9 protein-coding genes are annotated in these 11934 nt (G+C 69.8%); all 9 read right to left on the bottom strand.

The window, feature by feature from the left end; translation table 11 throughout:
* Positions 1 to 64: 64 nt before the first annotated feature.
* The 9 genes from AB0E69_RS08260 to AB0E69_RS08220 all read right to left on the bottom strand — a co-directional run bounded on the left by AB0E69_RS08260 (position 65) and on the right by AB0E69_RS08220 (position 11899).
* Positions 65 to 1246, bottom strand: coding sequence for an acetate kinase (locus AB0E69_RS08260; RefSeq protein WP_360141619.1), 1182 nt, complete (start codon positions 1244 to 1246; stop codon positions 65 to 67).
* Positions 1243 to 3345 carry a phosphate acetyltransferase gene (gene pta / locus AB0E69_RS08255; RefSeq protein ID WP_360141617.1) on the bottom strand — a complete coding sequence of 701 codons (2103 nt, stop codon included), beginning with the start codon at positions 3343 to 3345 and terminating at the stop codon, positions 1243 to 1245. The genes AB0E69_RS08260 and pta overlap by 4 nt, the downstream gene beginning before the upstream one ends.
* 65 nt (positions 3346 to 3410) lie before the next feature.
* Positions 3411 to 4448 carry a YbhN family protein gene (locus tag AB0E69_RS08250; protein WP_360141615.1) on the bottom strand — a complete coding sequence of 346 codons (1038 nt, stop codon included), beginning with the start codon at positions 4446 to 4448 and terminating at the stop codon, positions 3411 to 3413.
* Between the two features lie 48 nt (positions 4449 to 4496).
* Positions 4497 to 5465: an NADPH:quinone reductase gene (locus AB0E69_RS08245; RefSeq protein ID WP_360141613.1), complete on the bottom strand. Its 969-nt coding sequence runs from the start codon at positions 5463 to 5465 to the stop codon at positions 4497 to 4499.
* A 2-nt stretch (positions 5466 to 5467) separates the two neighbouring features.
* Entirely contained in the window at positions 5468 to 5893 is a 426-nt protein-coding gene (locus AB0E69_RS08240; protein ID WP_360141611.1) for a cupin domain-containing protein, read from the bottom strand.
* 14 nt (positions 5894 to 5907) lie between these two features.
* Complete coding sequence (locus AB0E69_RS08235) at positions 5908 to 8004, bottom strand: hypothetical protein (RefSeq protein ID WP_360141609.1); 2097 nt, start codon at positions 8002 to 8004, stop codon at positions 5908 to 5910.
* A 5-nt stretch (positions 8005 to 8009) separates the two neighbouring features.
* Positions 8010 to 9617 (bottom strand): DHA2 family efflux MFS transporter permease subunit, encoded by a 1608-nt coding sequence (locus AB0E69_RS08230; RefSeq protein ID WP_360141607.1) that lies wholly within the window; start codon positions 9615 to 9617, stop codon positions 8010 to 8012.
* A 75-nt stretch (positions 9618 to 9692) separates the two neighbouring features.
* A complete protein-coding gene (locus AB0E69_RS08225; RefSeq protein ID WP_360141605.1) occupies positions 9693 to 10664 on the bottom strand; it encodes a hypothetical protein in 972 nt (323 codons plus the stop codon).
* A complete protein-coding gene (locus tag AB0E69_RS08220) occupies positions 10661 to 11899 on the bottom strand; it encodes an MFS transporter (protein ID WP_360141603.1) in 1239 nt (412 codons plus the stop codon). The genes AB0E69_RS08225 and AB0E69_RS08220 overlap by 4 nt, the downstream gene beginning before the upstream one ends.
* Positions 11900 to 11934 lie beyond the last annotated feature (35 nt).

Genomic DNA, 11934 nt, shown 5'->3' with positions numbered 1-11934 from the left:
GTCGAGGTCAGCGGGTCTCCGCCGCCAACACACGACAAGGACGCGCGAACATCACCTCCGGTTGTCAACTTCTCAGCACGGTGATGGTTTCGCGGGCTATTTGCCACTCTTCGTTGGTGGGGATGACGAGGACGGCTACCTCGGCGTCGTCGGGGGAGATGGTGCGGGCGGAGGCTGCGTTGCGGGTGGGGTCGATGGTGATGCCCAGGCGGTTCAGGCCCGCCAGCGAGGTGGCGCGTGCGTCGGGGGAGTGCTCGCCGACGCCGGCGGTGAAGACGATGGCGTCGACGGTGCCGAGGACGGCGTAGTAGGCGCCGACGTACTTGCGGATGCGGTGGCAGTAGACGTCGAAGGCGAGTGCGGCACGCTCGTCGCCGGCAGCGCGCAGGCGGGTCAGCTCGCGGAAGTCGTTGTGTCCGCTGAGGCCTTTCAGGCCCGAGTCGTGGTTGAGGGCATAGTCGATCTCGTCGACGGAAAGGCCGAGCTCGCGGTGGACGTACGCCGGAATCGCCGGGTCGAGGTCGCCCGAACGGGTGCCCATCACCAAACCCTCCAGCGGCGTGAGTCCCATGGACGTTTCGACCGAGCGGCCGCCCTGGACGGCCGAGATCGAGCACCCGTTGCCGAGGTGCAGCACGATCACGTTCACCTCGGCAGGATCGCGACCCAGGAGCCGGGCCGCCTCGTGCGAGACGAAGGCGTGCGACGTGCCGTGGAATCCGTACCGGCGGATGCCCTGCTCCTGCCAGGCCGCCGGGACCGCGTAGGTGTACGCGTGCTCCGGCAGCGTCTGGTGGAACGCGGTGTCGAACACCGCAACCTGCGGCAGGTCGGGAAACAGTTGCCGCGCCACCCGGATGCCTTCGAGGTTCGCCGGGTTGTGCAGCGGCGCGAGCGGCACCAGCTCCTCGACCTCCGCGATCAGCGCGTCGTCGATCAGCGCCGGTACGCCGAACTTCGCGCCACCGTGCACCACCCGGTGCCCGACGGCCGCGATGTCCACCTCGGACAGCGCCGGACCGTGCGACTCGAAGGCGTCGATCACCCGACGCAGCGCGTCCTCGTGCGACGGGATCGCCTTCTCCGTCGAGGTCTCGCCGTCCGGCCCGCGATGGACCAGCCGCCCTTCGTCCTCACCGATCCGCTCGGCCAGCCCGGACGCGGCGGCCTCGCCGGTCGTGGCGTCGATCAGGCTGTACTTCAAGGACGACGAGCCGGCGTTGATGACCAGGACATGGTTGCTCATCGGCCACCCTGCTGTGCCTGGACCGCGGTGATCGCGACCGTGTTGATGATGTCCCGCACGGTCGCCCCGCGGGACAGGTCATTCCCCGGCTTCCGCAGACCTTGCAGCACCGGCCCGACCGCCACCGCGTTCGCCGACCGCTGCACGGCCTTGTACGTGTTGTTGCCGGTGTTCAGGTCCGGGAAGATGAAGACGGTGGCCCGGCCGGCCACCGGCGAGTCCGGCAGTTTCGTCCGCGCCACGGCTTCGTCGATCGCCGCGTCGTACTGGATCGGGCCCTCGACCGGCAGGTCCGGCACCCGGTCCCGGACGATAGCCGTTGCCTTGGTCACCTTTTCGACGTCGGTCCCGGACCCGGACGAGCCGGTCGAGTACGACAGCATCGCCACCCGCGGCTCGACCCCGAAGGCCGCCGCGGTGGTCGCCGACGAGATCGCGATGTCCGCGAGCTGCTCCACGGTCGGGTCCGGGTTCACCGCGCAGTCGCCGTACACCAGGACCTGGTTCGGCAGGCACATGAAGAAGACCGACGAGACGACGGACACGCCGGGTACGGTCTTGACCACCTCGAGCGCCGGCCGGATGGTGTGCGCGGTCGTGTGCACGGCGCCCGACACCATCCCGTCGGCGAGTCCGAGCTGCACCATCATCGTGCCGAAGTACGAGACGTCCTTGACGAGCTCACGGGCCCGGTCGAGGTCGACGCCACGGTGCTGCCGGAGCCGGTGCAGCTCGGCGGCGAGCTGTTCGGCGAGCTCGTCGTGCTCGGGGTCGATGACGCGAGCGGCGGAGACGTCGACGCCGACGGCGGCGGCCTTCGCGCTGATCGTCACCGGGCTGCCGAGCAGCGTCAGTTCGGCCACGCCACGGCGGAGCAGGACGTCGGCGGCGCGCAGGATCCGCTCCTCGGTGCCTTCCGGCAGCACGATGTGCTTGCGGTCGGCAACGGCTTGGTCGATCAGCTGGTGCTCGAACATCAGCGGCGTGACCGCGCTGCTGCGCGCCACCTCGAGCTGGTCGAGCAGCGCCTCGCCGTCGACGTACTTGTCGACCAGCGCGAGGGCGGCGTCGATCTTGCGCGGCGAGTCACTGGTGAGCCGGCCGCGGACGGCGGTCAGCGCGGCCGACGTTGCCTGCGTGTCGAGGCCGGTCTCCAGGATCGGCAGCGTCGCGCCGACGCCGTCGAGCAGCCGCTGGATCTGTGGAGGCAGGGTGAAACCGCCGTTGAGCACGATCGCCGAGATCTGCGGGAAGCCGAGCGAGGCGTGCGCGGTCAGCACGCCGAGCACGACCTCGGGCCGGTCGCCGGCTGTTACCACGGCCGCGCCGTCGAAGAGCCGGTCGAGCACGTTCGGCATCGTCATCCCGGCAACGAGCAGACCGGTCACTTCGCGGGTCAGCAGGGTGGGGTCGCCGGACAGCAGGCGGCCGTCGATCGGAGCCATCAGGTCCGCCACGGTCGGCTGTGTCAGCAGCGGCTCCTCGGGGAGCGCGAAGGCAGGGGCGAAGCCCCGGGAGCCGCCGGGGCTTGCGCCGACTCCGGTGAGGGCGGTGACTGCTTCGTCCAGGGAGTCGGTGACGCGGTTCGCGACCAGCGCCGCGAGCGAACCGTGGTTCGCCAGGAGCTCACCAACGGCCATGTCCGCGATCGCGCGCAGGTCCCGCGGGCTGCGCCGGAACCCGTTGAGCACCAGCAGCACCGGCGTCCCCAGGTTGGCCGCGATCCGCGCGTTGTACGAGAACTCGGTCGGCGTCCCGACGTCGGTGTAGTCGCTGCCGACCACGACCACCGCGTCCGCCTGCTCGGCGACCCGGTGGTACCGCTGCACGATCACGTCGAGCGCGGCGTCCGGATCGGCGTGCACCTCGTCGTACGTGACCCCGACGCAGTCCTCGTACGCCAGCTCGACCGCGTCGTGCGCGGTCAGCAGGTCCAGCACGTAGTCACGGCCGCCGTGCGCCGCCGCGTCCCGCCGAACGATCGGCCTGAAGACCGCTACCCGCTGCACCCGTCGGGACAGCTGCTGGAGGACGCCGAGCGCGACCGTGGACTTGCCGGTCGAGCCCTCGACGGACGCGACATAGACACTGCTCGCCATGCCGCCACCCTAGGTCACTGCGCTGACCAGAGGCTCAGCAGAGGCTGGCAGGTGCAGGTGAATGATCAGGGGCTGGCGGCTGTCCGTCGCCCACCGAAGAAGCCGTTCTGGGCGTGCAGGCTCAGATAGCACAGGCCCGCCACCGGCACCGGCAGCCAGAACTGGATCAGCCGCCAGGCGAGGACCGCGAGTACGGCGCTCTGGCCGGGGATGCCGTACCCGAGCAGCGTGGAGATCGCGATCCCCTCGACCACCCCGATGCCGCCGGGGGTGAGCGGTATGACGGCGGCCAGGTTGGCGGCGCAGTACGCGAGCAGCAGCGGGACCGGGTTGACCGGCTGGTAGAAGGCGGCCAGGAAGGTCCAGAGCACGGCGGCGTCGAGCACCCAGTTGAGCGTGGCCCAGATGAGGAAGGCCTTCCTGACCTCGTGGTCGCGCAGCAGGTCACGGAAGCGGCGCGCGAGGTCCTCGAACCAGGGCCGGGTCCGCTGCGGGAGGTACCGGACGACGAGACGGACCAGGCGGGCGGCGTACCGCTCGACGGTCGACCGGGAACCGCCGGCGAGGATGCCGCAGGCGATGACGGCCAGGCCGATCAGGAAGCCGGTCAGGTACGCCGGAGTCGCGTCGCGGGACACGACCGCGGGGATCGACGTCAGCCAGGCGAGGAACACCAGCGCGAGCGGCGACCCGATCGCCTCGGCGGTGACGGTCGCGGTCACATTGGTCGGCTGCGCGCCGCCGGCCACGAACAGCCGGAAGCGGAGCGCGCTCGCGGTCGCGGCACCACCGGGTACGACGTGGCTCACGCCGTACCCGGTGACGTCGGACCGGAGGATCCAGGAGTATGGCAGGTGGCCGCGGCCGAGCAGGGCCCGGGTGAAGAACGAGTAGCAGACCAGGCTCGCGGCCTCGAGCAGGATGGCGACGACCACCCAGATCGGGTTCAGATGACCGACCCGGTCCAGCGACTGCCGGGCGATCGCGAGCTTGGGAAGGACGACGTACTCGACGACGGCGACCAGGATCAGGATCGACAACGCGGTCCATGCCCGCCGGTACCAAGCCGGCCGTGCCTTGGCCGCGGTGTCCGTGGAACTCACGCACCCTTGTGTACCAGTTGTGGGCCTGCTCCTCGCAGTTGGGGGGAATCAGCGGCAGTCGAGGATGCACTTGCCGGTGGCCGGGTGGTTGAGCACGTGCTCGTGGGCCAGTCGGGCGTCCTCCAACGGGAAGACCGCGCCGATCGGGGCCGTGAGGTGGCCGTCGGCGAGGAAGCGCTGGATCGCGGACCAGCCGTCTGTGCGCTCGCCCGGGCTCATGTTCCACAACGCCGTACCGCGGACGTCTGCTTCGTGGAACATCAGGGCCCGAGGAGTGAACGGCAGCGAGCCGCGGCTGCCGACGACCACGATCCGGCCGCGCGGAGCGAGGACGCCGGTGTCGGCCTCCAGGTTGAGCTCGGCCCGCATCTCGACGACCAGGTCGACCCCTTGGCCGTCGGTCAGCGACGCAATGTCGTCCAGTGCGCCGTGCCCGAGCACGTGCTGCGCTCCGACTGACCGCACCAGGTCCTGGCCTGCCTCGGTGCCCGCGGTCCCGATGACGACAGCGCCCGCCCGGCGTGCCATCTGCACCGCCGGCAGCCCGACGCCGCCACTCGCTCCATGCACGAGCACGACCTCGCCGGCCTGCAGCCCACCCCGCTGGAACAGCGCCCGGTACGCCGTCAGCCACGGCACACCGATCGCGGCACCCTCGGCAAACGAGAGCTCGTCGGGCAGCGGATGTACGGCGTCCTCCGCACACACCACCCGCTCCGCGTACGTGCCCGACCCGGTGGGCCCGAGCGTCGCGACGAATACCCGGTCACCAATCGCGCACCCGGTCACGTCGGACCCGACCGACTCCACCACGCCGGCGCCGTCGAACCCGGGCGTGTAGGGCACAGCCGGTTTGAAGAACGCATACTCCCCGGTCCGGATGTAGGTGTCGGCCGGGTTGACCCCCGCCGCCTCGATCCGGACCACCACCTCGCCGGCCCCCGGCTGTGGGTCGGCGACCTCCTCGACCTGCAGCACGTCCGCCCCACCGAACTGCCGTACGACGATGCTCCGCACGGTCAGCTCCCGGCGATCTCGCCGACCGCGTCCCGGGCCGTCCGCGCGTACTCCACCAGGTTGTTCCGCGGCGGGTTGAAGAAGTCGATTTGCGTGCACGTCCCGTCGTACGTCCGCGCCCGGTGCGGCACCCACGGCGGGATCACCGCGACGTCACCCGGCCGCATCGTCCGGATCTCGCCGTCGATCTCGAACTCGAGCTCGCCTTCGAGGACCACGACGACCTGCTCCTCGACGTGGTTGTGCAGCGGCGCCTCGGTGTTCGGCTCGTAGTGCACGAAGTTCGTCAGCGTCTGCTCGCCGAGCACGGGCCGGAACGACAGCCCCGCGACGTACTCGACCGGCTTGATGTCGTCAACGTGAAAGAACCGCCCGGGCGCCGCCGGCTGCTGCGAGGAGTCGGTCTTGAAATGATCGGACGATTCCATGGTGCCGCCTTTCGTCAGGTGAGCTGGATCTCGAGCTGCGTGCCGGACGGTACGCCGGGGTGGCGGAGCCAGAGGATGCCGTCTTGGTAGCGGTGGTCGGTGATCGCCGTGCCGTCTACCTGCACTGTGGTTGGCTCGGTGCGCACTCGGATGGCGGTGGTGACTTCGACGCCACGCGGAGCTTCGCAGGTGAAGGCGATCCTGTTGTCGTCCTGCTGCCAGTCCACGACGCGGCCCGCGGAGGCCAGCAGCGGCTCCTCGTCGTAGGTGAGGTCGCGGAGCCAGGTCAGCTGGCCGGGGCCCAAGACGCGCTGCCGGACAATGGGGAGGTGCGGGTCGAGGAGGTCGAGGTACGTGCCCTCGACGGAGTGGGTGCCACCGGCCTCTTCCAGGACGGCGCCGATGAGGTAGGGGCCGCGCTGGACGGACAGCCAGTTCGTGGACTGCCAGCTGTGGCCGGCGGCCTCGGCCAGCGAGCGGATCGCGGCGACCAGTTCGTCCGGTGACTTGGTGAAGTCGGCTGGGCGAGTTGGGAGGAAGCGAACCCGGCCGTTGCCGACCGCCTGGATGCCGTCCACGGTCGGGTTCGCGCCGAGCGCCTCGGCCAGGTGGTCGGCGCAGGTGGCGTACCGACCGGTCCACCAGGAGCGGATCGAGTGATAGGGGTCGGCGCCGTCACCGACGTACAGCAGGCTGCCGCCGCGGCTCACCCACCCGGCGAGCGCGTAGTGGATCCCCGGCGCCAGCGGCTTCTGGAACTCGTAGCTCAGGACGAGTACGTCGATGTCGTCCAGCGCATCCGGAGCGTCCAGCACGTTCTCCAGCTGCACCGGAGACACGCGCTGCCCCTCGCACAACGGTGGCAACGCCAGCCCGTAGAAGTCGGAGAAGTGCAGCTGCTCGCGGCCCTCCAACGCCAGGGCGTCCTGCAAACCGTCGTAGTGGCCGCTCTCACCCCCGGGCGACCACCGCTGGAACATCGCGGTGTCCGACAGCGCGACACCGATCCGCGGTCCGTCGTGAGCCCACCGCACGTCCGGCTGATCGAGATCCCGCAGGCTGTTCATCGCGATCAAGTAACTCGTCGCCGTGTCCGCCGGGATCGGTTCCCGCTCGCCGGACCCCTCCCGCAGATAAGGCCGGTTGAAGATCCGGTGCGGCCAGGGCGCCACCTCGTACCGCGCGACGCCCGGGTGCAGGAGCGACGCAATGAGCGTGCGCTGCCAGTTGGCCAGGTAGTCCTCCCAGGTCCGGTCCGGGTGGTCCTCGATCGGGTCGTGCAGGAACCACATCCGCCGATCGGTCCCGCGGGTCAGGTCCTGCGCGATGCCGTACTCCAGGTACGCCGTCTCGAACGTCCGCTCCGCGACCTTCCCGGCGTACACGTTCGGCGTCCGCGACGTACCGGTCCACACCTGCGCGATCGCGCCGTCGATCGAGGGCAGCGTCCGCAGCCGGGACTCGGGACTGATGATCTGCCACTGCGTGTAGTTCAGCAGGCTGTGCGTCGGCACGTAGAACCGGACCTGCCGGCCTTGCTGCAGGGCCTCGTCGCGCAGCACCGACGTGACCCGGTCGAGGCTGCGCGAGAGCAGGTGCTGCTTGAGCTGTCCGGAGCGGAAGTGCGCCTCGGCGGTGCTGTGCGGCGGCTGCCACGGCTCGCCGAAGTACGCCTGCCACTCCCGCTTGAAGGACTCGGAGTAGCCGGCCCGCGCCCAGAACTCCGGCTCCTCCAGATGGATGCCTTCCACACCCAGCGAGATGATCGGCCGCAGCTTCTCGACAAGGTACTCCGTGAAGCGGAAGGTCGGAACCATGTACGGGATGTCCGTGCTCGACCCGTGCAGGATCGGCGACCCGTCACCGGCCGTCTGCGCGTCGGCCCAGTGGTCCGAGCCGTCCCACCGCCCGTCCAGATAGTCCTGGTACGTCCCCCAGGAGATCCCGGTCATCAGGTGCACCCGGTACCCGGCCTGCCGCCACCGCGCGATCCGCTCCGGCGTCGTGTCGTTCAGCCCGTAGACCATCACGAAGTCGGTGCGCAGGTCGATCGACGCGTCGTACGGCGCCTGCTCCTGGAAGCCGGTTCGCTCGAGATCCTTCGACGTCATGCCCTTCAGTCGACCACGGCGGGTGGTGCGGTTTCGCCGGTCCGCGTGTCGGACCGTTTGCGCGGCAGCAGGAAGGCCGGCACCAGCGTGAGCAGGACCAGCACCCACGCGACCCAGTAGGTGTGCGCGAACGCCGTCGCCGCGTCGACGAGCCCACGAGCGATGGCCGCGGGGTCGAGGTGGAGTGGGGCGACATTCTCCGGGCGGGTGTTGGACAGGATCGCCGCCTGCGTCTCGCGCAGACCCGAGCCCAGCCCGGGGATGTTCTGCGTCCCCGGGATGACCGGCGAGTTGTTGAGCTGGTTGGTGAGCACGACCGACATCGTCGCCACGCCACAGGACGACGCGATCTGCTGACTGATGTTGAGCAGTGTCGAACCGCGGGCGACCTCGGCCCTGGACAGCGTCCGCAGCGCGGAGGTGAACAGCGGCATCATCGTGCCGCCCATCCCGAAGCCCATCACGACCAGCATCGCGATGATCAGGCCGTACGACGTGGTGGCCGTGATCTGGGTCAGCCCGAACATGCCGATCACGATCCCGGCGATCCCGAACGGCACGATCCGCCCGACCGGGATCTTGTCCACCAGCCGGCCGGCGATCGGCATGGTCACCATCGCGCCGAGCCCCTGCGGTGCCACCAGCAGGCCCGCGTGCAGCGTCGACTCGCCGCGGATCTGCTGGAAGTACGTCGGCACCAGCAGCAGCCCGCCGAAGAACGCGGCCGCGAACAGGAACATCGTGATGATCGAGACCGTCAGGTTCCGGTCGCGGAACAGCCGGAGGTCGAGCAGCGGGTGCTTCGGCCGGAACGAGTGCCAGACGAACGCGCCCATCAGCAGCACACCGAGCAGCATCGAGACCCAGACCCGGGGCGCGCCGAAGTCGCCGCCCTTGGCGGGCAGCGACGACACCCCGAACAGGAACAGCGCGAGGCCGGGCGACATCAACGCGACGCCCAGATAGTCGAGCGACTCCGACTTCTGCGCGTGGTCCTTCTCCAGCGCCAGCCGGGCGTAGATCAGTGCGATCACGCCGAGCGGCACGTTGATGAGGAAGATCCAGTGCCAGCTCGCGGCCTGGATCAGCCAGCCGCCGAGGATCGGGCCCAGGATCGGGCCGAGCAGCATCGGCACGCCGAGGATCGCCATCAGCCGGCCCATCCGGTGCGGCCCGGCGGCCCGGGTCATGATCGTCATCCCGAGCGGCATCAGCATGCCGCCGCCCAGGCCCTGCAGGACCCGGAAGCCGATCAGCATGTCGATGCTGGTCGCGGTCGCGCACAGCGCGGACCCGGCGGTGAAGAGGAAGATCGCAGTCATGTAGAGCCGCTTGGTGCCGAACCGGTCGGCGGCCCACCCGGTCAGCGGGATCACGGTCGCGAGCGCCAGCGTGTACGCCGTCACCGTCCAGGCGACGGTGGAGTAGGCGATCGGGCTCTGCGGTGTCCCGAACTCGTCCTGGAAGGTGGGCAGGGCGACGTTGACCACCGTGATGTCGAGGATCGACATGATGGCGCCGAGCACCACGACGCCGGCGATCTTCAGCACCGCGGCATCGATGTTGTCGGGGTACTCGGGTAGGTCGGAGTTGTTGACGGCCGGTTGGCTCACGGTGGGGTCCCCCCTCGCGCACGGATAACCAGGCCCGAGACTACGCGCGTCCACCGACAAGTTTGAAGCACCTTACTAACCGAGTGCGGCTGGTGACTCAGCGTGAGGGATCAGTAGCCGGGGACTGCCCGAACCGTCGGCAGGCACTGCCCAGACGTCCGCGTCGCCCTTGCCGTGCGGTACGGCGTACCCGATGGTCCGAGCGTTCAGCCAGGCCGGCTGGTCGTCGACGCTGCGGGTCTCGGCCAGCGGGGTGCGGGTGCCGCTCGCCAGGTCGAGGACGGACAGCCGCCAGCCCTTCGCCGGGTCGTTGCCGATTGCCGCCTTGAACGCGATCCGCTTGCCGTCGGGGGAGAGCGACGGGCACTCGATGTTCTGCGCAATGGTCCGGACCGACTTGGCCGCGATGTCTCCGGCAACGAGATAGCGGCGACCGGCGGTCGACATCGTCGCGTAGAAGTGGTCGTCGTCCGCGAAGGTGATCCCCCAGAAGTTGAGGTCCGGAGCCGTGTACGCGCGGCCGTCCAGCGTCACCTTGAGGAATTCGAGCGAGTCGATCATGTCCGACGTCTGCAGATCAATGAGCCCGGACCGCGTGGAGAACCGGCCGTGGTTGTACGAGTCGCCCGCCACGAACACCGTCCAGCCCGCGAGCCGGCCGTCCGCGGAGACGCGCGTGCGGTTCGGTACGCCGACCAGCGGGATCGCCTTCGTCACGTTCAGGTTCTGGTCCAGGAACGCGATCTGGAACGTGGTGAGCGCGCCGTCCTGTCGCAGACACGTGCCGGTGCCGCCGGCCGCGTAGACCCGCAGGCAGCTCAACGCCGACACGGACCGCGGTCCGCCGGGGTTGTCCTTCGGAACCAGCGCCAGACGGCCCTTGCTGTCCGGTGCGGTACTGCGGAACATGATGCGCGGACCAGCCGCCAGGCTCAGCTCGTTGGCGGTGGCCACGTGTCCGCGGGAGGTGACGACCACGCCGTACGTCACGGCGACGGCAGCCAGGACCACGGCCCCGAGCAGCGCGACCAGAACCCGGCGGGTCACTTCCGACCAACTCCCCGGAGCAGCACGCCGACGAGGACGACGGCCACGGCGACCAGGCCAGCGGCGACCCTGCTCGCGCTGGCCGGCCCCCACACGGTCCACGCCACGCCGAACAGGACCGACGATCCGAGGTAGGACAAGGCCTGTCCGGTCTGGATCAGCGCGAGTCCTGTCGTGCGCAAGCTCTCCGGCAGCACCGGCCCGGCCAGCGCCATCAGTACGCCATCGGTGGACGCGTAGAAGACGCCGTACAACGCGAGCACGACGACCAGCAGCGGCCAGCCACCGAGCGGACCGAACAGCAGCAGGTATACGAGCAGCAGCGCGAGATAGCCGGCGATGACCACCTTCAACCGGCCTACCTTGTCGGCCAGCACTCCCAACGGCGCGGCCAGCAGCAGGTAGGAGAGGTTGGTGCCTACGGCGAGCAGTGGGAACCAGGCCAGGTTGAGCCCTTCGCGTCGCTGCAGCAGCAGGTAGACGAAGCCGTCGCCGATCGTCACGAGGCCGGCGAGGCATGCGGCGAGCACGAGCCGCCGTACGGGCGCCATCCGCAGCAGGTCGCTGAGCCGCGAGGGTTCCACCGCGGTCTTCTTCGGCTGTTCGTCGCGGCGGTCACGGACGAAGAGCACCAGCAGCAGTACGCCGAACGTCGCGATGCAGAAGCTGGCGACGAACACCGCGTCGTACGCCTGGGCCGTCGCGCCGAGGATCGCGAGCGCGACCAGCGGACCGGCGAACGCGCCGACGGTGTCCATCATCCGGTGTACGCCGAACGCGCGGCCGTACAGCTGCGGGGGAGTCGAAAGCGTGATCAGCGCGTCGCGCGGTGCCGTCCGTAGACCCTTGCCGGTGCGGTCGACCGCGATCACGGCGCCGATCGCGCCGACGGCACTGCCCGCGGCGAGCAGGCCGAGCTTCGCGACCGCGGACAGACCGTAGCCAAGACCGGCGACGAACTTGCGCTGGTGGGTGCGGTCCGCGACGTACCCGCCGACGAGCCGCAGCAGCGCGGTCGCGCCCGTGTAGGTGCCGTCGACGACGCCGTACGCGGCCGGGCTGAGGTGCAGGCCGATCATCAGGTAGACGGGCAGGACCGCGGTCACCATCTCCGACGAGATGTCGGTGACCAGGCTGACCGCGCCGAGCGCGAACACGTTGCCGCTGAGCAGGAACAGGGCGCGCCCGCGGGACGGCTTCGCGTCATGCGGACGGTCGATCGTGGACAGGTACACGAGAGTCACCTCCGAGGGCTCCGAGGCTGGGGGAG

This window comes from Kribbella sp. NPDC026611 (genome assembly GCF_040638345.1).
Classification (GTDB): Bacteria; Actinomycetota; Actinomycetes; order Propionibacteriales; family Kribbellaceae; genus Kribbella.
This window is presented reverse-complemented; position numbering and strand designations above follow the sequence as displayed.

Bases quoted from the DNA above. Each gene is read 5' to 3' on its own strand.
- AB0E69_RS08260 (WP_360141619.1), bottom strand. From the start codon at position 1,246: ATGAGCAACCATGTCCTGGTCATCAACGCCGGCTCGTCGTCCTTGAAG.
- pta (WP_360141617.1), bottom strand. From the start codon at position 3,345: ATGGCGAGCAGTGTCTATGTCGCGTCCGTCGAGGGCTCGACCGGCAAG.
- AB0E69_RS08240 (WP_360141611.1), bottom strand. From the start codon at position 5,893: ATGGAATCGTCCGATCATTTCAAGACCGACTCCTCGCAGCAGCCGGCG.
- AB0E69_RS08235 (WP_360141609.1), bottom strand. From the start codon at position 8,004: ATGACGTCGAAGGATCTCGAGCGAACCGGCTTCCAGGAGCAGGCGCCG.